General features: G+C 67.3%; 22 protein-coding genes and 1 pseudogene. 11 read left to right on the top strand and 12 right to left on the bottom strand.

The window, feature by feature from the left end:
* Positions 1 to 22 precede the first annotated feature (22 nt).
* From BTO20_RS12575 to BTO20_RS12565, 3 genes are read left to right on the top strand one after another with little or no spacing between them, the layout of a single operon-like run.
* Entirely contained in the window at positions 23 to 1,075 is a 1,053-nt protein-coding gene (locus BTO20_RS12575) for a sensor domain-containing protein (RefSeq protein WP_198344360.1), read from the top strand.
* A gap of 31 nt (positions 1,076 to 1,106) precedes the next feature.
* Positions 1,107 to 2,114: a sensor domain-containing protein gene (locus BTO20_RS12570; protein ID WP_087076287.1), complete on the top strand. Its 1,008-nt coding sequence runs from the start codon at positions 1,107 to 1,109 to the stop codon at positions 2,112 to 2,114.
* Positions 2,111 to 2,944: an alpha/beta fold hydrolase gene (locus BTO20_RS12565; RefSeq protein ID WP_087076284.1), complete on the top strand. Its 834-nt coding sequence runs from the start codon at positions 2,111 to 2,113 to the stop codon at positions 2,942 to 2,944. The genes BTO20_RS12570 and BTO20_RS12565 overlap by 4 nt, the downstream gene beginning before the upstream one ends.
* Here BTO20_RS12565 and BTO20_RS12560 read toward each other — a convergent pair whose 3' ends face one another.
* Positions 2,945 to 4,219 carry a deoxyguanosinetriphosphate triphosphohydrolase gene (locus BTO20_RS12560; protein WP_087076282.1) on the bottom strand — a complete coding sequence of 425 codons (1,275 nt, stop codon included), beginning with the start codon at positions 4,217 to 4,219 and terminating at the stop codon, positions 2,945 to 2,947.
* Between the two features lie 59 nt (positions 4,220 to 4,278).
* Here BTO20_RS12560 and BTO20_RS12555 point away from each other — a divergent pair, with 59 nt between their 5' ends.
* Positions 4,279 to 6,288 (top strand): TPM domain-containing protein, encoded by a 2,010-nt coding sequence (locus BTO20_RS12555; protein WP_087076280.1) that lies wholly within the window; start codon positions 4,279 to 4,281, stop codon positions 6,286 to 6,288.
* On the opposite strand, the gene BTO20_RS12550 is transcribed toward BTO20_RS12555, so the two are convergent.
* On the bottom strand, positions 6,285 to 6,737 hold the full coding sequence (locus tag BTO20_RS12550; protein WP_087076278.1) for a winged helix-turn-helix transcriptional regulator: 453 nt from the start codon (positions 6,735 to 6,737) through the stop codon (positions 6,285 to 6,287). The genes BTO20_RS12555 and BTO20_RS12550 overlap by 4 nt on opposite strands.
* A gap of 94 nt (positions 6,738 to 6,831) precedes the next feature.
* Between BTO20_RS12550 and BTO20_RS12545 the strand changes: the two genes are divergently transcribed.
* Genes BTO20_RS12545 through BTO20_RS12535 form a run of 3 tightly spaced genes read left to right on the top strand, consistent with a single transcriptional unit; the run spans position 6,832 to position 9,046 of the window.
* Positions 6,832 to 7,497 (top strand): SDR family oxidoreductase, encoded by a 666-nt coding sequence (locus tag BTO20_RS12545; RefSeq protein ID WP_087076276.1) that lies wholly within the window; start codon positions 6,832 to 6,834, stop codon positions 7,495 to 7,497.
* Positions 7,498 to 7,517: 20 nt separating this feature from the next.
* Positions 7,518 to 8,543, top strand: a complete 1,026-nt coding sequence (locus BTO20_RS12540; RefSeq protein ID WP_087076274.1) for an alcohol dehydrogenase catalytic domain-containing protein — start codon at positions 7,518 to 7,520, stop codon at positions 8,541 to 8,543.
* Positions 8,540 to 9,046, top strand: coding sequence for a DUF302 domain-containing protein (locus BTO20_RS12535; protein ID WP_232491123.1), 507 nt, complete (start codon positions 8,540 to 8,542; stop codon positions 9,044 to 9,046). Before BTO20_RS12540 ends, BTO20_RS12535 begins: the two co-directional genes overlap by 4 nt.
* Positions 9,047 to 9,135: 89 nt before the next feature.
* On the opposite strand, the gene BTO20_RS12530 is transcribed toward BTO20_RS12535, so the two are convergent.
* Positions 9,136 to 10,521, bottom strand: coding sequence for a glycine--tRNA ligase (locus tag BTO20_RS12530; RefSeq protein WP_087076272.1), 1,386 nt, complete (start codon positions 10,519 to 10,521; stop codon positions 9,136 to 9,138).
* 87 nt (positions 10,522 to 10,608) lie between these two features.
* Here BTO20_RS12530 and BTO20_RS12525 point away from each other — a divergent pair, with 87 nt between their 5' ends.
* Positions 10,609 to 10,998 carry an ArsR/SmtB family transcription factor gene (locus tag BTO20_RS12525; RefSeq protein WP_087076270.1) on the top strand — a complete coding sequence of 130 codons (390 nt, stop codon included), beginning with the start codon at positions 10,609 to 10,611 and terminating at the stop codon, positions 10,996 to 10,998.
* The gene (locus BTO20_RS12520) at positions 10,995 to 11,393 is read left to right on the top strand and encodes a Fur family transcriptional regulator (protein ID WP_087076268.1); all 399 of its coding nucleotides are present in this window, start codon (positions 10,995 to 10,997) and stop codon (positions 11,391 to 11,393) included. The genes BTO20_RS12525 and BTO20_RS12520 overlap by 4 nt, the downstream gene beginning before the upstream one ends.
* Here BTO20_RS12520 and BTO20_RS12515 read toward each other — a convergent pair.
* Genes BTO20_RS12515 through recO form a run of 4 tightly spaced genes read right to left on the bottom strand, consistent with a single transcriptional unit; the run spans position 11,382 to position 13,903 of the window.
* Positions 11,382 to 11,789, bottom strand: coding sequence for an NUDIX hydrolase (locus BTO20_RS12515; protein ID WP_087076267.1), 408 nt, complete (start codon positions 11,787 to 11,789; stop codon positions 11,382 to 11,384). The genes BTO20_RS12520 and BTO20_RS12515 overlap by 12 nt on opposite strands.
* Complete coding sequence (locus BTO20_RS12510; protein ID WP_087076264.1) at positions 11,786 to 12,232, bottom strand: hypothetical protein; 447 nt, start codon at positions 12,230 to 12,232, stop codon at positions 11,786 to 11,788. Before BTO20_RS12510 ends, BTO20_RS12515 begins: the two co-directional genes overlap by 4 nt.
* Complete coding sequence (locus BTO20_RS12505) at positions 12,229 to 13,113, bottom strand: decaprenyl diphosphate synthase (RefSeq protein WP_087076262.1); 885 nt, start codon at positions 13,111 to 13,113, stop codon at positions 12,229 to 12,231. Before BTO20_RS12505 ends, BTO20_RS12510 begins: the two co-directional genes overlap by 4 nt.
* Positions 13,061 to 13,903, bottom strand: a complete 843-nt coding sequence (gene recO, locus BTO20_RS12500) for a DNA repair protein RecO (protein WP_087076260.1) — start codon at positions 13,901 to 13,903, stop codon at positions 13,061 to 13,063. Before recO ends, BTO20_RS12505 begins: the two co-directional genes overlap by 53 nt.
* 63 nt (positions 13,904 to 13,966) lie before the next feature.
* On the opposite strand from recO, the gene BTO20_RS12495 reads away from it, so the two are divergent.
* Both BTO20_RS12495 and BTO20_RS12490 read left to right on the top strand, forming a co-directional pair.
* Positions 13,967 to 15,499 carry an amidase gene (locus BTO20_RS12495; protein WP_232491122.1) on the top strand — a complete coding sequence of 511 codons (1,533 nt, stop codon included), beginning with the start codon at positions 13,967 to 13,969 and terminating at the stop codon, positions 15,497 to 15,499.
* Between the two features lie 136 nt (positions 15,500 to 15,635).
* Positions 15,636 to 16,298 carry a hypothetical protein gene (locus BTO20_RS12490; RefSeq protein WP_087076258.1) on the top strand — a complete coding sequence of 221 codons (663 nt, stop codon included), beginning with the start codon at positions 15,636 to 15,638 and terminating at the stop codon, positions 16,296 to 16,298.
* A 3-nt stretch (positions 16,299 to 16,301) separates the two neighbouring features.
* On the opposite strand, the gene era is transcribed toward BTO20_RS12490, so the two are convergent.
* The 5 genes and pseudogenes from era to BTO20_RS40460 all read right to left on the bottom strand — a co-directional run.
* On the bottom strand, positions 16,302 to 17,210 hold the full coding sequence (era, locus tag BTO20_RS12485) for a GTPase Era (RefSeq protein WP_087076256.1): 909 nt from the start codon (positions 17,208 to 17,210) through the stop codon (positions 16,302 to 16,304).
* Positions 17,207 to 17,524, bottom strand: coding sequence for a cytidine deaminase (locus tag BTO20_RS12480; RefSeq protein WP_087076254.1), 318 nt, complete (start codon positions 17,522 to 17,524; stop codon positions 17,207 to 17,209). The genes era and BTO20_RS12480 overlap by 4 nt, the downstream gene beginning before the upstream one ends.
* On the bottom strand, positions 17,511 to 18,842 hold the full coding sequence (locus BTO20_RS12475; protein WP_087076252.1) for a hemolysin family protein: 1,332 nt from the start codon (positions 18,840 to 18,842) through the stop codon (positions 17,511 to 17,513). The genes BTO20_RS12480 and BTO20_RS12475 overlap by 14 nt, the downstream gene beginning before the upstream one ends.
* Positions 18,839 to 19,375, bottom strand: coding sequence for an rRNA maturation RNase YbeY (gene ybeY, locus BTO20_RS12470; RefSeq protein WP_087076250.1), 537 nt, complete (start codon positions 19,373 to 19,375; stop codon positions 18,839 to 18,841). The genes BTO20_RS12475 and ybeY overlap by 4 nt, the downstream gene beginning before the upstream one ends.
* Positions 19,372 to 19,710 (bottom strand): annotated as a pseudogene (locus BTO20_RS40460) (PhoH family protein); the annotation flags it as partial. The gene ybeY and the pseudogene BTO20_RS40460, both read right to left, overlap by 4 nt.
* Positions 19,711 to 19,883 lie beyond the last annotated feature (173 nt).

Genomic DNA, 19,883 nt, shown 5'->3' with positions numbered 1-19,883 from the left:
ACGGCGCGGGAAGGGGTGTTCGGTGACCTACGGTGGGTACGGCGCGCAGCCACCAGGTGGACCCTATTCGTCGTCGCCATTCGACCCGTCCCCATTCGACGGGTCGTTCGGCGGTCCGATCCCCGCAGCACCTCCGGTGATCGGCAGCTTCGGATCGTTCTCACCGCCCGGCCAGGGCCAGTTCCCGGGACAGCCTCCGCCACCGTCGCAGGAAGTCAACGAATTCGCGACGTTGTCGGTGATCTTCGCGTTCGTCTTCGCCCCAGCCGGAGCTGTCCTCGGTCACCTGGCGCTGCGAAAGATCAAGAGGACGGGCGAGCCCGGCCGCGGGCGTGCCATCGTCGGTATCGCTCTCTCCTACGCGATCATCGTGCTCGCCGTGGTGGCGCTGGTGCTGTGGTTGCTCCTGCCCGAGCCTGCTGCGTTCGAGAGCCCGAAAGCCGCGATCGCTCCGGTCGACGCGTTACTCACCGAACCCGAGATCAGCGACCTGCTGCACGAGAAGCAGGTCGGCAGCCCGAAGTCAGGCGGGTCGGAGGCACTCAGCGACGGCAGGAAGAACTTCACCGAGCCCGAATGCCTCGGGGTGACAGCAGTGGCTCAGCAGGTCACCTACGAGGACGCCGCTGTGCAGGCCGTCGCCAGAACGCATTTCCTTGCGGCCCTCGACGGCAAGCAGAGGCCGCGGTTTGTCGGCGTTGACGAGGCCGTCGTAGCGCTACCCAGCCCGGAGGCCGCCCAGGAGGTGTTGGCCCACGCAACCGAGCAGTGGACACAGTGCGAGGGGAAGACCGTCACCGCCAAACTCGGCAAAACCCCCAGCGGTTATATCCGCGATGTGATCTTCAAGGTGCAGACCATTGACGCCATGCTCACCGCGACCCTGCTCAACGGCGGAACTGACGAAGAGTTGTCCACCCCGCATGCCCGCGTTCTGGCGGTAAAGGACCACTACGTCATCGAAACTGTTGCCGACTACTTCGACATCGTCGACAAGGCGAAAGTCGCCGCAAACAGCGATATCGATGTGGCCGCGATCGACATGGCCAAGGCCATCATGAACAAGATCGGCTGATGCGTCGCGGCGCGTATCGGGAGGGATTGCAGTGAGCTACGGCGACCACGGCCGCCCGGTGTTTTCGTCGGACCCATTCGGCACTGTCCCCCCGGGTGGTGGATTCTTCACTCCGGGACCGCCACCTGGATACCCACCTCAACCTCCGCCGCAGTCGGGCAGCGTCAACTTGTTCGCGACACTGTCGGTGATCTTCGCGTTCATCTGTGCACCGGCCGGCGCGGTCCTGGGCCACTTGGCGTTGTCACGGATCAAGCGCACTGGCGAGCGCGGTCGTACCCGCGCGTTGGTGGGCATCACGGTGTCGTATCTGATCATCGTGCTGGCCGTTGTCGCCCTTCTGGTGTGGCTGCTACGTCCGACCCACACGTCGGCGAGCGTCGGGTCTTCGGGCCGCTCACCGACCAGTTCGAGTACCCCGGTCGACGCCGCTTTGCTCGACGGAACGGAACTGACCAGGGTCCTGAACCAGCCATTCGAAACCAACGCGGGAAGTTCTCAACGGGGCGGTGTGTACGGCCTGCGCGAGTTCGGAACGTCCGATGAACGCACCGAGAAGTGCGTAGGGGTCCTGCACCCGGCGGCAAGCGTCACGTACCGCGATTCCTCCATGCGAACTTTCGCTTATCAGCAATGGAGCCGGCCAACCGGCGACTATGCAGGAGCGGTGATCAGCGTCGATGAGGCAGTTGTGGCATTCGCCAATCCTGAGGATGCCCAGAAACTCCTCGCCCGGGCTACAGAAGAGTGGAAGCAGTGCAACAGCCAGAGGGTTCTCGCGTCGTGGGGAACGGACGGCAAGTTCGACTCGTGGACTATTCGGGATGTCGACACCACCGACTCGATCGTCACCGCGACAGTGGGGTATACCGACGCGGGTAGCGGGACCATCCGGATGCCCACATCGCGGGCACTTGCGTTAAAGGGCAACAACGTCGTCGACGTGGGGGTCGTCATGTTCAGGGACCCGACGAAGAGCGCCGATCCGGAGACCAGCGGCATCGACGTGGCCAGGGCCATCTTGGACAAGATCGCGTGACGAACGAAGGCTGGGTCGAATTCCGCGGGCGCCGAACGGCTTACGCCGCCTACGGGCCTGACTCCGGCGAACCGGCAGTGTTCATCGCCGGCGCGGGATGCGGCAGGCGGATGGCATTCGGGCTTGAGGTGCTCGACGCCGCAGGCATCCGGCTGATCTCGGTGGACCGCCCCGGCATCGGCACATCCACGGCCGATCCGGGCAAGACCCTCGACAGCGTCGCCGCCGACATCGCCGCGATGATCGACACCGTCGTCGGGCGGCCGGTCCCGGTGATCGCCAATTCGCAGGGAGCGCCGTTCGGGTTGGCTCTGGCCGCCACCGGCCGAGCCTCGCGGTTGGTGCTGGTGTCCCCGATCGATGACCTCGGCTATCCCGCGGTGGCCGCACAACTGTCGCCGGCCCACCGCGAATTCGTCGCCGCGGTCGCCGCAGACCCAGAGGGTGCGATGCAGGATCTCTGCGGCTATACCGCGACCGCCCTGTTCGACATGATCATGGCCGACTATCCGGCGTCGGACGCCGTGGTCTACGACCAGCCCGGCTTTCGCGCGATGTTGCGTGCCGCCCTCGACGACGGTTTCGCGCAGGGGGCGGCCGGCTACGCCCGCGACACTGTGCTGGCGACGTCGCCCTGGCCGACGCACCTGCTGGCGCCGGGAGTCGACGTGCACGTGTTGTTCGGCGCCGACGACACCGTGCACTCGCCGGATCTCGGTGCCACGCTCGCTGCGAGGATCCCCGGGGCGACGCGCAGCGTCATCGCCGGTGTCGGTGGCGCGCTGTTGTGGGCGCGCCCGGATGTCGTGGTGGACCGGCTGCGCGGCTGATCAGCCCAGCGGGCGCGGTGAGCGTGCCTCGTGGACACGTTCCAGCCGACCCTCGGTGTAGGACGCGATCTGATCGATGACCACCCGCAGCCGGGCCCCGTCGTCGGCGGCCGCGATGAACTCGGGCGCGAACAGCGGGTCAAGGCTCACCGGGGCCTGCGCCCACAACGCCAGCGCGACCTCGTGGATGAGGGTCCGCTGGTCGGTCTGGATCTGCAGGTGCTGGTGGTCCGACATGATGAACTGCAGCGCCAGCATCTTCAGCACTGCCACCTCGGCACGCACGGTGGCGGGCACCGCAAGATCGGTGTCGAAACGCCGCAGCGGGCCGTTGCCTGCGACCTTGCGCGTCTCGGTGATCGCGGCGTTGGCGAACCGGCCGACAAGTTCGCTGGTGAGCCGCTTGAGCGCGACGGACGCGGCCAACGTGCCGTCGTACTTGCCCACCCCGGTGACCACGGGCATACGCGACAGGCGGTCCGCGGCAGCGAGCAGATCGTCATGGCTGAGCACCGGGAACGACTTGGCACCCAACTGCGCCAGTGATGCCGCCGCATCGGCGTCGGCGAGCACGCGCAGGTCGATGCGCCCGGAGATCACCCCGTCCTCGACGTCGTGCACCGAGTAGGCGACGTCGTCGGCCCAGTCCATCACCTGCGCCTCCAGGCAGGGCCGCTCGGCGGGAGCCCCGTCGCGCACCCAGGCCGCAGCCTGGGCATCGTCATCGTAGAAGCCGAACTTTTTGCGCCCGCCGTAGCGCTGCCACGGGTACTTGGTCACCGCGTCCAGCGAGGCCCTGGTCAGGTTCAACCCGGCGGAACGCCCTTCGCTGTCAAGGGCTTTGGGTTCCAGGCGGGTGAGGATGCGGAAGTTCTGCGCATTGCCCTCGAATCCGCCGAACGACTGCGCGATCTCGTCGAGGGCACGTTCGCCGTTGTGTCCGTACGGCGGGTGACCGATGTCGTGGGCGAGGCCGGCCAGGTCGACCAGGTCGGGGTCGCAACCCAGCCCGATCGCCATGCCACGGCCGATCTGGGCCACCTCGAGAGAATGGGTGAGCCGGGTGCGCGGCGTCTCGCTCTGCCGGGGCCCGACCACCTGCGTCTTGTCGGCCAACCGGCGCAAGGCCGCGCTGTGCAGCACTCTGGCCCGGTCCCTCGCGAAATCGGTACGGTGCACGGTGTCGGTTCCGGGCAGTGCGGCAGCCTTCGGCGCTTCGACCACCAGGCGTTCCCGGTCGAAGTCGTCGTAGGGGTCGTACCCGTCGTCGTTCACCGAGGCACAGTCTGCCAGGACACAGCAGCAATACCCGGCAGCCCATTAGATTGGCCGTCATGCGCATCGCCCGTCTGCTGCCCATGCTGCTCGCGGTCCTGATGGTCGGGCTGGTGGCGGCCCCAGGCGCCGGTGCCGAGCCGCCGCTGCGACTGTCCACCCAGCTCACCGACAACGCGGGTGCGCTCTCGCCGCAGCAGCACACCAGTGTGCAGAATGCGCTCGACAAGCTCTACGACCAGCGGCGCATCAAGCTGTGGGTGGTGTTTGTCGAGGATTTCTCCGGGCAGAACGCGTTGGGCTGGACCCAGCGCACCATGACCATGAGCGATTTCGGTGACGACGACGCCGTGCTGGCGGTGGCCACCGTGGACCGTGCCTTCGCGTTCCAGGTGCCGTCGACCGTCACCACTGTCAGTTCCTCGGACACCGACGACATCCGGCGCAACAGCATCACCCCCGCGTTGCGGCGCGACGACTGGGCGGGTGCGGCGATCGCGGCGGCCAATCGGCTCAACACCGAACCGCAAGCGGCGGCAGGTATGTCGTGGCCGGCGCTGGTGATCGCCATCGGCGTGGTGCTGGTGCTGGCCGGGCTGCTGTTCTGGTGGTCGGCACGCCGACGGGCCAAGCGCCGCAAGGCCGAATTCGAGGCCGCCAAACGCGTCGACCCCACCGATCCGAACGCCCTGGCGACGGTACCGCTCGAGGCCCTCGACGAACTGTCCCGTTCGATTGTCGTCGACGTCGACAATGCGGTGCGCACCAGCGACGCCGAATTGCAGCTGGCGGTCGAGGAATTCGGCCCGAAGCAGACCGAGGCGTTCAGCCGGGCGGTGGCCAACGCCAAAACCGCACTGGCGCAGGCGTTCAACGTGCGGCAGATCCTCGACGACGCGGTGCCCGAGACCCCGCTGCAGCGGCGTGACCTGTTGACCCGCGTGATCGTGGCGGCCGCCAAGGCCGATCGTGAACTCGACACCCAGAGCACAGCTTTCGACCAATTGCGCGACCTGGTGATCAATGCCCCGACGCGGTTGGACGGCATGACCCAGCAGATGGTAGACCTGACCGCGCGCCTGACGCCCTCACAGCAGACGTTGGACACGCTGCACCAGCAGTTCGATGCGGCCGCATTGAGTTCGGTTGCGGGCAATGTCGATGCGGCCAAGGAGCGGTTGGCTTTCGCCGATCGCAACATGTCGTCTGCCCGCAGTCTGGTGTCCCGTCCGGCCACTGACCAGACGGCGCTGGTGGACGCCGTGCGGGCCGCAGAGTCCGCGCTGGGCCAGGCCCGCACCCTGCTCGACGCGGTGGACAGCGCCGCAACCGACATCAACCGGGCGATCGCCGGCCTGCCCGCGGCGATCACCGATATCCAGGCCGGCGTCGACCAAGCGAACACCCTTCTCGGACAGCGGGATACGCCGCAGGCGGCGGCATTGGCGGCCGCGCGCGACGCCGCGACGAAGGCCGCCGATGAAGCCCGCAACAACGGCACTGCCGACCCATTGGGCACCTTCACACGACTGACCAAGGCCGACGCCGATCTCGACCAGCTGCTGGCCAGCGTGCACGCCCAGCGCGAGGCCGCTGAGCGGCTGGCGCGCGCTCTGGATCAGGCCATCGACACAGCGCAGTCCCGGATCAAGGCCGTGTCGGATTTCATCGACACCCGGCGCGGGAGCGTCGGCCCGGAGGCGCGTACCCGGCTCGCCGAGGCCGGCAGGCAATTGGACGCCGCGCTGGCCAAGCGCGCGGGGAACCCGAATGAGGCTGTCGCGCATGCCAACGGCGCGTCGACGCTGGCCGCGCAGGCACAGGGGTTGGCCAATGACGATGTGCGCGCCGCGCAACGGTCGTATACCTCGCAGTACGGCGGTGGTGGTGGATCGGATATGGGTGCCGTGCTCGGCGGCATCATCATCGGCAACGTTTTGCGCGGTGGCCTCGGCGGCGGGTTCGGCGGCGGCTACGGCGGCGGTCGCAGCATGGGCCGCCCGACGTCCTACGGCGGCGCGTCACGCTCGTCGGGCCGCAGCTACAGCGGCGGCAGCGGCCGGTTCTAGCCGCCGGCCTTGGTGACGAGCGCGACCTGCGTCGGCGCCACCGTGCTGCCGTCCTTACGGCGGAATCCGATGCCCACCGGGTCGCCGGTATCAGCCTCGATGAAGCGGTAATCACTGCTGTGCGGCCGGGCCAGGTGCACATGCCCCCACTGCCCGATGGCCGCCAACACCGGGATGAGGTCGTGACCGGCGTCGGTCAGCACGTACCGGCTTCGGGTGCGGTCGCCCGGCTGCTGGTAGTCGACGACATCGAGGATGCCTGCCTCCACCAGTTCGGACAGCCGGGCACTGAGCACGTCCGGGGCCACTCCCAGCGCGTCGCGGAATTCCGAGAACCGTGACTTGCCCAGCAGCGCCTCGCGAATGATCAGCACGGCCCACCGCTGCCCCAGCACCGCCATGGTGCGGGCGATGGGACAGGCGTTGTCGGTCCACGGGTCGGTGCGCATGCCGCTATTCTAGCTGAGTTGGGAATACCTACTCAGCCCGTCTGCTTGATGAAGGTGATGTTCGGGCAGTCGACCAACTTCGAAGGAGAAACGGATGTCACACCAGATCAACGGCGCAACGGCAGTGGTGACCGGTGGCCAACGCGGGCTCGGCAAGGCGATCGTGGACGAACTCCTCGCCCGCGGCGCCGCCAAGGTCTACGCCACCAGCCGCCGCCCCGAGCCAAGCACCGACCCCAGAGTGGTCGTCGTCGAAGCCGAGGTCACCGACGCCGGCTCGGTCACCACGCTCGCCGAACTCGCCAGTGACGCCACGATTGTCGTCAACAATGCCGGCGTGACGGGCGGCAAGTCACTGCTGAGCAGCGACCTCGACGAGATCCGGTCCGTCATCGAGACCAACCTGTTCGGCGCATTGCACGTGACCCGCGCCTTCGCACCGCAGCTGGCAGCTGGCGGGACCCTCGTCAACATCGCCTCGGTGTTGTCCTGGCTGCCCGGCTTCGGCGCCTACGGCATCTCGAAAGCCGCACTGTGGTCGGCGAACAACTCGCTGCGCCTCGAACTGCAGGACCAGGACACCGATGTGATCGGCGTGTACCTCGGGTACACCGACACGTCGATGGTGGCGGATCTCGATGTGCCCAAGAATGACCCGGCCGACGTCGCGCGGCAGATCGTCGACGGTATCGAATCCGGTGCCGCCGAGGTGCTCGCCGACGAGCTCACCCGGCAGGCACGCGTCGGGGCCTTCGCCTGAGCGCCGGGGAGGGACAAGCCATGACGACGTATCAGGCCTTCCAGGTCACCGGCCAACGCAATTTCGAACTTGTCGAGCGGAAGGTGTTGCCGCCCACCCCGGGTCACGTGCGCGTACGAGTCGACAGCTGCGGCGTCTGCCACAGCGATTTCCTCGCCGTCGAAGGACTGCGCCCCGACCCCGAGCGGCCGGTGGTCCCCGGCCACGAAATCGTCGGCGTCATCGACGCGGTCGGCGACGGGGTCACCCGGTGGAAGCCAGGCGACCGCGTCGGCGTCGGGTTCCTCGGCGGCCAGTGCGGCGAGTGCGAATTCTGTCGGCGAGGAGATTTCGTCAACTGCACCGATCAGCCGCAACCCGGGACCACCGAGGACGGCGGCTACGCGGAGATGCTGTACGTCAGGGCCACGGGACTGGTTCGGGTACCCGACCAGTTGGCCGCCAACGTCGCCGCTCCCCTGCTGTGTGCAGGCGTCACGACGTTCAACGCATTGCGTGCCACCGGCGCACCGCCGGGAGCACTGGTCGCGATCCAGGGCCTCGGCGGCTTGGGCCACCTCGGGGTGCAGTACGCCAAGAAACTCGGGTACCGCGTCGCCACGATCGCACGTGGCGCCGAGAAGTCCGAGCTGGCAATGGCTTTGGGATCGGATCACTACATCGACAGCGCCGCGCAGGATCCCGGCGCGGCGTTGACAGATTTGGGCGGCGCTGCCGCCGTCATCGCCACCGCAGCCAGCGGCGCATCGATGAGTCCCTTGGTGGCCGGGCTGCGACCACATGGGCAGCTGGTCGTCGTCGGCGCCGCCCCGGACCCGATCGAGGTCAACACCGCCGATCTGATCTTCGGCGGCCGCAGCATCGTCGGCAGTCTCACCGGTTCGTCGATCGAGAACGAGGACAGCCTCGCATTCAGCGCCGCCAACGGTATCGCCCCGATGATCGAGGTCATGCCGTTCGAGGAGGCTCCAAAAGCCTACGAGCGCATGATGTCCGGGCAGGCACGCTTTCGGATCGTCCTCGATGTCGCGGGATCACGGCAGTGACGCGGCACAGTAGCGCCGTCGACCACCCGAGTCGGCGGCTGCTGATCGCGCTACCCGGCGATTACGACCGGGCCCGCGAGCGTTACGAATCACTGGTTCCTGTCGTCGATCTCAGCTCATACACGGCCGCGGCGAACTGGGACGAGGTGGTCGCGATCGCGAAACACGAAGCCCCACACGGCTTCATGCGGTACCACTGCATCGACGTCACGCGCACGATGGCACTGTCCGGTGCGACGCGGCGCGCCACCGAGTACCTGATGGGCAATCACACCATCGCCGAACGCATGTACCGTCACGACCCCGCAGTCATGCTGCACGCACCGCTGCGCACCCTGCTCTACGACGGGCCAGACGGCACCGTGCTGGCCGTCGACCAGCCCAGCCTGCTGTTCGCCAGCTACGACAACCCGGCGATCGCCGCCGTCGGCCGTGAACTCGACGGCCTGCTGGCGGCGCTGGTCGAGCTGCTCGACGGCGACGTCCCACCGCAGTTGCGCTAAGTCCATCCGCGAGCAGACACTTGGGCACCCGAACTACGGCGTGTCGGGATACCTGCGTGTCTGCTCGGCGGAAAACGCGAGCGGGAAGGTCAGCAGCCCTTGAGTCGCACCGAGAGGTAGTCGGACACCTTGTCCAGTGCGACGCGCTCCTGGGTCATGGCATCACGCTCACGGATGGTGACCGCGCCGTCCTCGAGCGTGTCGAAGTCGACCGTCACGCAGTACGGCGTACCGATCTCGTCCTGGCGGCGGTAGCGGCGGCCGATGGCTCCGGCGTCGTCGAACTCGACATTCCAGCTCTTGCGCAGCTCGGCGGACAGGTCGCGGGCCTTCGGCGACAGGTCGGCATGCCGGCTGAGCGGCAGCACCGCGGCCTTGACCGGGGCCAGCCGCGGATCGAGCTTGAGCACCGTGCGCTTGTCCACACCGCCCTTGGCGTTGGGCGCCTCGTCCTCGGTGTACGAGTCGACCAGGAACGCCATCAGCGAACGGGTCAGACCGGCTGCCGGCTCGATCACGTACGGCACGTAGCGGGTGTCGGTGGCCTGATCGTAGAACGACAGGTCGGTGCCGGAATGCTCCGAGTGCGTGGACAAGTCGAAGTTGGTGCGGTTGGCGATGCCTTCCAGCTCACCCCACGGATTGCCCGCGAAACCGAACTTGTACTCGATGTCGGTGGTGCCTGCGCTGTAGTGCGACAGCTTCTCCAACGGATGCTCGTACAGGCGCAGGTTCTCCGGGTCGATGCCCAGGTCGATGTACCACTGCAGCCGGGTGTCGATCCAGTACTTGTGCCATTCGCCTGCGGTCGAGGGCTCGACGAAGAACTCCATCTCCATCTGCTCGAACTCGCGCGTGCGGAAGATGAAGTTGCCCGGCGTGATCTCGTTGCGGAAGCTCTTACCGATCTGGCCGATGCCGAACGGCGGCTTCTTGCGCGCGGTGGTCACCACGTTGGCGAAGTTGACGAAGATGCCCTGCGCGGTCTCGGGCCTCAGGTAGTGCAGCCCTTCCTCGCTCTCGATCGGGCCGAGGTAGGTCTTGAGCATCATGTTGAAGTCACGCGGCTCGGTCCACTGGCCCTTGGTGCCGCAGTCCGGACAGACGATCTCGTCCATCGGCACGGAGTCGGGATCGTCGATCCCCTTCTTCAAGGCATAGGCCTCTTGCATGTGGTCCTGACGGTGCCGCTTGTGGCAGTTCAAGCACTCCACGAGCGGATCGTTGAACACGTCGACGTGACCGGAGGCCACCCACACCTGCCGGGGCAGGATGATGGCGCTGTCCAGGCCTACGACGTCATCGCGGCCGGTGACCACAGAACGCCACCACTGCCGCTTGATGTTCTCTTTGAGCTCGACACCAAGTGGCCCGTAATCCCACGCGGACTTCGTGCCGCCGTAGATTTCGCCGGACTGATAGACCAGACCACGGCGTTTGGCCAGGTTCGCAACGGTGTCGATGATGGATGCCACGGTGCAACAGACTAGCGATACCGCGCGAGCACCGATAATCCGCCAGAACTGTTGACATGCAATTCCGTGCATGTATTCTGGCGGTTAATGAAAACCGTTTCCAACTTCGCTGACACTACGCCACCGGATCCCCACGCCGATCACGACGCGGAGCACGATCACGCCGGCGTCCCGGCACCGGAACTCCCGCCGCGCCAGGTGCTCGACACCGCCGGCGAACTGCTGCGCGCGCTGGCCGCGCCGGTACGCATCGCGATCGTGCTGCAGCTACAGCAGTCGGGGCGCTGTGTCCACGAGCTGGTCGACGCCCTCGACGTTCCGCAGCCCCTCGTCAGTCAGCACCTGAGGATCCTCAAGCAGGCCGGCGTGGTGTCCAGTGAGCGGGCCGGCCGCGAGGTGCTCTACCGCCTCGTCGACCACCACCTGGCCCACATCGTCGTCGACGCGGTCGCCCACGCCTGCGAGGACCGGCGGTGACGGGCGCGGTCCGGTCCACCCGGCAACGGGCGGCCATCGCCGAGCTGCTCAACGAGACCGAGGGATTCCGCTCCGCCCAGGAGCTGCACGACGAGCTGCGCCGCCGCGGCGAGGGCATCGGCCTGACCACGGTGTACCGCACGCTGCAGACGATGGCCACCGCAGGCGTCGTCGACACCCTGCGTACCGACACCGGCGAATCGGTGTATCGCCGGTGCTCGGAGCACCATCACCACCACCTGGTGTGCCGCACCTGCGGCTCGACCGTCGAGGTCTCCGGCGGCGACGTGGAATCCTGGGCCGTCGAGGTCGCCCGCGAGCACGGTTTCTCCGACATCAGCCACACCATCGAGATCTTCGGGGTGTGCGGCGAGTGCGGCGGGTCAGCCGACTAGGTCGGGATCACGGGCCAGGGCCAGTACGGTCTGCCGGGTCAGCGGGGCCAGTTCGATGTCGCCGGGGTCGTGCGGGTCGATCCAGGTCATCTCCTCGATCTCGGCCGCGGGATGCGGTTCGCGATCGAGACTGACCAGGTACAGGTGCGCGTCGACGGTATGGCCGGGTTCGTTGGCTGCTGTCGCGGTGTAGCGCCCGAGGGGGCGTGCCGTCGCCGGATCGAAGCGGGCGCCGAGCTCCTCGTCGACCTCGCGGCACAGCGCGGCCAGTGGCTGCTCTCCCGGTTCGATCTTGCCGCCGGGCTGCATGAACGACGATGTGCCCCGCTTGCGGACCACCAACACCTGGTTGCGCTCGTCCAGGACGACGGCGGCCACGATGTGCAGAACCGTCATGACATGAGGTCGCGACGCACGTCCGCGCCCGTGGCCAGCACCATCAGGATCAGCGTGCGCAGAGCCTCGTCGGTGAGCCCGGCTGCCGGGAAGTTGTAACGCAGCATCACGTCGGCGACCTTCTTCGCCGGGCTCTTGCGCACCGATCCCTTCGGCGTCGCGCCGTTGGCGGGCGTGGTGACCAGCTTCTCCACCAGCACGACCGAACCCAGCATGGTGCGGCTGGCGTGGCCGGCCACCCGTTCACGAATCTTGTTGTTGAGCGGCAGGTCCCATGCCAGCGGTTGGGTCAGCGACACCATCTCCAGCCCTTCGGCGATGGTGACGACCCGCACCGAGGCGACCGATCCGTCGACGGTGACGGTCAGCGCGTCGTCTTCTTCCTCGACGACGGACATCACCGCGCCCAGCGCGGAGGACAACTGCTGCAGCAGGCCGGTCATTCGGCCCTACCGAAGCGCCGGTTGCGGTTGACGTACTCCTCGCAGGCCGCCCACAGATCGCGCCGGTCGTAATCGGGCCACAGCTTGTCCTGGAACACGAACTCGGCGTACGCGGCCTGCCACAGCAGGAAGTTGCTGGCCCGCTGTTCCCCTGACGTGCGGATGAACAGGTCGACGTCGGGGATGTCTGGCCGGTGCAGGTGCTTGGCGAAAGATGCCTCGCTGATGCGGCTCGGATTGATCTTGCCGTCGGCCGCTTCCTGGGCCAACGCCTGGGCCGCCTCCACGATCTCGGTGCGGCCGCCGTAGTTCACGCAATAGTTGACGGTGATGACGTCGTTGCCGACGGTCATCTGCTCGGCGATGTCGAACTCTTTGATGACGCTGCGCCACATCTTGGGCCGCGAGCCGACCCAGCGCATGTTCACCCCCATCGCATCCAGGTTCTCCCTGCGGCGGCGCACCACCTCGCGGTTGAAGCCCATCAAGAACCGGACTTCCTCGGTGCTGCGCTTCCAGTTCTCCGTGGAGAACGCATACACGCTGAGGTGCTTGATACCGAGTTCGATGGCGCCACAGGTGATATCGATCAACACCGCCTCGCCCATCTTGTGGCCTTCGGTACGGCCGAGGCCACGCTGGGTGGCCCACCGACCGTTGCCGTCCATCACCACCGCGACATGGTTGGGCACCTGGTCGGCCGGAATCAGCGGCGCGGACGCCTTGGACGTGTGCTGCGGCGGGCGTGAGAAACGGCCGTTGGTGCTGGGCGGCAATTCCGGGAAGACCACCGGCCACGTCGACGTATCCGGGAAGACCGGATAGTCGTCAGGCGCCGGGGGCAGCTGCGGGTAGGTTGTCTTGCCCCGTTTGAATGCCATGTGCCATATCCTGCCCGACCAGGGCGGCCCGACGGTCGGCGACCGTCCGATCCACGCGGTAGGCCCGTTCCACCAGAGGCAATGTCCGCAGCTGACGTTCCAGGTGCCACTGCAGATGCGCGGCGATGAGGCCGCTGGCCTGGCTGCGGTGCCCTGACGTCGTCGTCTCGGCATATTCCCAGTCGCCGTCGTGCAGCGCCGCCATCAGTTCGAGTACCGCCTGCGGCGGCGTGGACGATCCGCTGGGCCTGCAGTGCACGCAGACGCTGCCGCCGGCTGCGACGTGGAACGCGCGGTGCGGGCCGGGCGCGGCGCAGCGGGCACATTCGGTCAGCGCCGGCGCCCAGCCGGCCACCCCCATCGCCCGCAGCAGATAGGAATCGAGCACCAGCTCGCGAGCCCGGGAGCCGTCGGCAACCGCCCGCAGCGCCGCCACCGTCAAGCGGTGCAGCGCGGGCATGGGCGCCCGCTCCTCGCCGGCCAACCGTTCGGCGGTCTCCAACATGGCGCACGCGCAGGTGTAGCGACCGTAATCACTGACGATGTCGGCGGCGAACGCGTCGATGGCCTGGACCTGGGTGACGATGTCGAGATTGCGGCCGGGATGCAGCTGAACATCGATGTGGGCGAACGGCTCCAGCCGGGCGCCGAACTTACTGCGGGTACGCCGCACCCCCTTGGCCACCGCGCGCACCAAGCCGTGGTCGCGGGTGAGCAGGGTGACAATCCGGTCGGCCTCGCCGAGCTTGTGCTGGCGCAGTACCACCGCCCGGTCCCGGTACAGCCGCATCGTGACAGTCTCTCATCGTGGCCCGACAGATTTCGGAACGCACCGCCGATATCCTCGGGAGCGATGGGAAAATTCACGGCCACCGACGCGACCTCTCCGGTCTTCCCTACCCTCGTCAGCCAGCTGTACCAACTCGCCAGTGGCGCCGTCACATCCGAGCAACTGGTGCAGCGGTCACTGCACGCCATCACCGCCAGCCAGTCCACCCTCAACGCGTTCCGGGTCGTGCTGGCCGAGCAGGCGATGGCCGATGCCGACGCGGCCGACCGCCAACGCGCGGCCGGTAAACAACTGCCGCTGTTGGGAATTCCCATCGCGGTCAAAGACGACGTCGACATCGCCGGGGTGCCCACCCGGTTCGGGACCGACGCGCAGGCTGCCCCGGCCACAGCCGACGCCGAGGTGGTGCGTCGGCTCAAGGAGGCCGGCGCGGTCATCGTCGGCAAGACCAACACCTGCGAGCTCGGGCAATGGCCGTTCACCGGCGGACCGGCATTCGGGCACACCCGCAATCCCTGGTCGCGCAAACACAGTGCCGGCGGCTCCTCCGGGGGCAGCGCAGCGGCCGTCGCCGCGGGACTGGTCAGTGCCGCCATCGGCTCCGACGGTGCGGGCAGTGTCCGCATCCCCGCGGCGTGGACTCATCTGGTCGGCATCAAACCGCAGCGTGGCCGGATCTCCACCTGGCCGCTGCCCGAGGCGTTCAACGGCATCACCGTCCACGGAGTATTGGCCCGGACGGTCACCGACGCGGCGCTGGTGCTCGACGCCGCGTCCGGCAACGCCTCCGGGGATCTGCACCAACCGCCCCCTGTGCAGGCCGCCGACTATGTGGGACAGGCACCCGGGCCGCTGCGGGTGGCGATGTCGACGGCGTTCCCGTTCACCGGGGTGCGGGCCAGGCTGGACCCCGAGATCCTCGCCGCGTTGCAGACCGTCGCCGAGCAACTCGACCAGCTGGGACACAGCGTCGTCCGGAAAGACCCCAGCTACAGCCTGCGGATGTCGTGGGACTTCCTGTCCCGCTCCACGGCCGGGCTGCTGGACTGGGCCGAGCGGCTGGGTGACCACGACCTCGGAGTGGACTATGACGAGCGCACGGTGATGAACATGCGCATCGGCCGGCTGCTGTCCCAGGACGTGTTGCGTAAGGCGCGGGCCCACGAGGCCGAGGCTCGGCGCCGCATCGGCTGGATCTTCAACCTTGTCGACGTCATCATCGCGCCCACCACCGCGCAGCCGCCGCCCCTGACCCATGAGTTCGACCGGCGCGGATGGACCGCCACCGAACGCAGCGCCATCCGGTACTGCCCACTGACGTGGCCGTGGAACTTGTTGGGTTGGCCGGCAATCAATGTGCCGGCCGGATTCACCTCGGACGGGCTGCCGATCGGTGTGCAACTGATGGGCCCGGCTCACAGTGAGCCGCTGCTGATCTCGCTGGCCGCCGAGTTGGAGGCCCTCAACGACTGGGCGGCACGGCAACCCGCGCCGTGGTGGAACACTCCGGAGGACCGCCCGGTCAAGGTCATCGAGGAGGCCGCGGAAACCCGGGATGCGTCGCTGGCGGCTGCTGCAGTCAACGCCCTCACCTGACTCCTGCGGCGCCTTCGCCGGGTGAGCAAAGGATCGAGTAGTCGCCTACTCTATCCGCGGCCCACAGGGTCTTCCTAGCCTGATGCCAGGCGGCCGACAGTCGCCGGTCCGCGTTCCACAAGCATCTGGAGCTCCCATGGCAATCAGGAATCTCACCCGATCAGCTGCGGCTGCGGTCATCGGCACGGCCGTCGTCATCCCGGTTCCGGCCGCGGCTGATCCCCTCCCCTACGGACCCGACACCTGTATCCAGGGGTATGTCTGGCGGGAGGCTCGCACCGGCGACACCGTCTGCGTCACCCCGGACGAGCGGTCGACGGTACTTCAGCAGAACTCCAACCCCGGCGCGCACAAGGACCCCAACGGCGCGTACGGCCCGCAGAGTTGCGCCCAGGGTTACGTGTGGCGCGAGGCGTTCGACGGCGACACGATCTGTGTCACACCGGACTTCCGCCAGCAGATGCTCAACGACAACGCAGCCGCGGCGTCGCGCAAGCAGGCCACCCAGCCGCAGCCCACACCCGGCGCATCCGCCAACGGGTCAACTGTGCTGTTCGAGGTCACCGGGTCCGGCGAGGTGTACAACATCGTCACCGATCCCTCGGGAGCAGATGTCCCCGATCACACCAAGATCCCGTGGCAGCGCAGCATGACCGTCGGACCCGACGTGCAGTTGCTGCAGGTCGTCGCGACCGGTCGCGACACTCCAGGCCCGGGCTGCCGCATCACCGTCGACGGCAAGGTGGTTACCGAGCAGCCGATCGGTGGGAGCGCGCACTGCGTGTTCAGCCGATTCTGAGTGTCAGAACCCCAGCCGCCCCAGCTGTTTGGGGTCGCGCTGCCAGTTCTTCGCGATCTTGACCCGCAGGTCCAGGTAAACCTTTGTCCCGAGCAGCTTTTCGATCTGGGTGCGGGCCGCGGTGCCGACCTCGCGCAATCGCGCGCCGCCTTTACCGATGACGATGCCCTTCTGGCTGTCGCGCTCGACATAGAGGATCGCGTGCACGTCGATGAGATCGTCGCGTCCTGGTCTCTCTTCAACGTCCTCGATCACCACGGCCAGCGAGTGCGGCAGTTCGTCGCGCACGCCTTCCAGCGCGGCTTCGCGGATGAGTTCGGCCATCAGGACTTCCTCGGGCTCATCGGTCAGTTCGCCGTCGGGATAGTAGGCCGGGCCGGGCGGCAACTTGGAGACGAGGACATCGGTGAGCACGTCGAGTTGTTCGTTGGCGGTCGCCGACACCGGGACGATCTCGGTGTCGGGACCTACTAGTTCACTGACCGCCATCAGCTGCGCGGCGACGCGGTCCTTGGGCACCTTGTCGATCTTGGTGACGATGGCGATCAGCGTGGTCTTCGGCGCGACCGCGCGGATCTGCTGATAGATCCAGCGGTCTCCGGGTCCGATCGCCTCATCTGCGGGGATGCACAAACCGATCACGTCCACCTCGGAGTAGGTGTCCTTGACCAGATCGTTGAGCCGCTGGCCCAGCAGGGTGCGGGGCCGGTGCAGGCCGGGGGTGTCGACCAGGATGATCTGGAAGTCCTCGCGGTGCACGATGCCACGGATGGTGTGCCGGGTGGTCTGCGGCCGGTTCGACGTGATCGCCACCTTGCTACCGACGAGGGCGTTGGTCAGTGTCGATTTGCCGGTGTTGGGCCTGCCGACGAAACAGACGAAGCCTGACCGGAATTCGCGCTCGTCGCTCATACCGGATTTCCTGCGCGGTCGGTGACGATCACCGCGGCGTCGGCGGAAAGCTCCCGCACCGCGGCCACTCCGGCGTCGTCCGCCGAACCGCCGACCAGGACCGCCGCCTCCAACCCAGCGGCCCCACTGGACACCGCGGCCGCGACCGCCGACTGCAGCGCCGTCAACTGCAGCGCCGCCAGCTGTACGGGCGCGCCGGCGTAGGTGCGGCCATCGAGATCGCGGACCGCGGCACCCGCCGACGCCTCGGCCCGGCCCATCGCCCCGCGGGCGAGCACCACGAGTTTGGTGTCCTCGGCATCAAGTTCGGTCATCTGGATTATGTCCTCCTCGCGTGCGGGCCGCGGTTTGCTCTTCTTCGTCGGTCTCGACCGGACTCACCAACACGGTGTTGATCCGCACCCGGCCGCGGTGATCGGGTCCGCCTTCGGCGTGCAACCGCAGCCGACCCCAGTTCACCTCCGCGCCGGGCAGCGGCACGCGGCCCAGTTCCAGGGCCAGCAGACCACCGACCGTGTCCACGTCCATGTCCTCGTCCGGCTCCAGGTCGTACAGTTCGCACAGGTCCTCGATCGGCAATCGTGCCGACACCCGGAACTGGTTGTCGCCCAGGTCTTCGACGGGAGCCACCTCGTCGGTGTCGTACTCGTCGGCGATCTCACCGACGATCTCCTCCAGTACGTCCTCGATGGTGACCAGCCCGGCGATCGCGCCGTATTCGTCGACCAGCAGCGCCATGTGGTTGCGGGCCAGCTGCATCTCGTTGAGCAGTTCGTCGAGCGGTTTGGAATCGGGGACGAACACCGCCGCCCGCATCACCTGGGCCACGGTGGTGTCCCGGCCCCCGTTGGTGGAGTAATAGGTCTGCTGGACAAGGTCTTTGAGGTAGACCACGCCGACGACGTCGTCGACGTTCTCCCCGATCACCGGCATCCGCGAATGTCCGCTGCGCACCGCCAGCGAGGTGGCCTGTCCCGCCGACTTGTCGCTTTCGATCCACACCATCTCGGTGCGGGGCACCATCACCTCGCGGGCCGGGGTGTCGCCGAGCTCGAACACCGACTGGATCATGCGACGTTCCTCGTCGGCCACGACGCCGCGCTGCTGAGCCAGATCCACCACTTCGCGTAGCTCGATCTCGGACGCGAACGGTCCGTTGCGGAACCCGCGGCCCGGCGTGAGCGCGTTACCGATCAACACCAACAGCCGGCTGATCGGCGTCAGCAGCACCGAAATCGCTTGCAGCGGAATCGCGGACACCAGCGCGATCGAGTACGCGTTCTGCCTGCCGACGGTGCGCGGGCCGACGCCGATGGCCACGAAACTCGTCACCACCATGATCGCCGCCGCCGACACCAGGCCCCAGCTCACCCCGAGATGACCGTCGAGGTAAGCCACCAACAGCACCGTGGCACAGACTTCACACGTAATACGCAGCAGCACCACGAGATTGATGTAGCGCGGACGCTCCGCGACGACCCGGGCCAGCCGGACCGCGCCGGGCCGCTCGTCACGTACCAGTTCGTCGATGCGGGCGATGGACACCGTCGACAACGCCGCGTCGATCGCTGCGAACAGGCCGCCGAACCCGACCAGCGCGATCGCGCCGAGCAGTGGGGCGAGTCCGCTCACGGTTGGTCGAAGTATCGGGACTCGTCCAGCAGACGCTGATCCTTCTGCGTCTGGCGGTCGTCGTGATAGGCCTGCACCTGATTGGCCACCCACTCCTCGAGGAGCTGGCGCTGCAGGGCGAACATCTCCTTCTCCTCGTCGGGCTCGGCGTGGTCATAGCCCAACAGGTGCAGCACACCGTGCACCGTCAGCAATGCCAGCTCCTGGCCGAGCGAATGCCCGGCCTTGACCGCCTGCTGCTCGGCGAACTCCGGGCACAGCACGATGTCGCCCAGCATCGCCGGGCCGGGCTCGGGTGAATCCGGGCGGCCACCGGGCTCCAGTTCGTCCATCGGAAAGCTCATGACGTCGGTGGGTCCGGGCAAGTCCATCCACCGCATGTGCAGGTCGGCCATCGCGGCGCTGTCCACCAACACCATCGAAAGTTCGGCTGCCGGATGCACATCCATCTTCTCGATGACGAACCGTGCGACGCTGATCAACTCCGACTCGGAGACGTCGATGCCCGATTCGTTGGATACCTCGATGCTCATCGCCGCGACCGCCCGGTGGACGATCGGCGCTGGGCCCGGTTCAGCAATGCCGGCTCCTCGTGTCGTGCGTAGGCGTCGACGATTTCCGACACCAACCGGTGGCGCACCACGTCGGCGCTGGTCAGTTCGGCGAAGTGGATGTCTTCGATGCCGTCGAGAATGGTCATGGCCGCGCGCAAACCCGAGGTCGCGCCACCCGGCAGGTCCATCTGGGTGATGTCGCCGGTGACGACGACCTTGGACCCGAACCCGAGCCGGGTCAGGAACATCTTCATCTGCTCGGCAGTGGTGTTCTGTGCCTCGTCGAGAATGATGAACGCGTCGTTGAGGGTGTTGTGGGTGAGCAGGAAATCCTCGGTGACGTAGAGCGAGTCCGCGGCCGCGACGCTGATGCACACGGCTTCGGTGGTGCCTGCCGGTTCGATGCGGTCGATGAACCGCATCGGCCGGCCGCCACCCGTCGCGTCGTACTTCGCCGCCTTACGCGACAGCCGGAACGGCATGATTC

The organism is Mycobacterium dioxanotrophicus (genome assembly GCF_002157835.1).
Lineage (GTDB): Bacteria > Actinomycetota > Actinomycetes > Mycobacteriales > Mycobacteriaceae > Mycobacterium > Mycobacterium dioxanotrophicus.
This window is presented reverse-complemented; position numbering and strand designations above follow the sequence as displayed.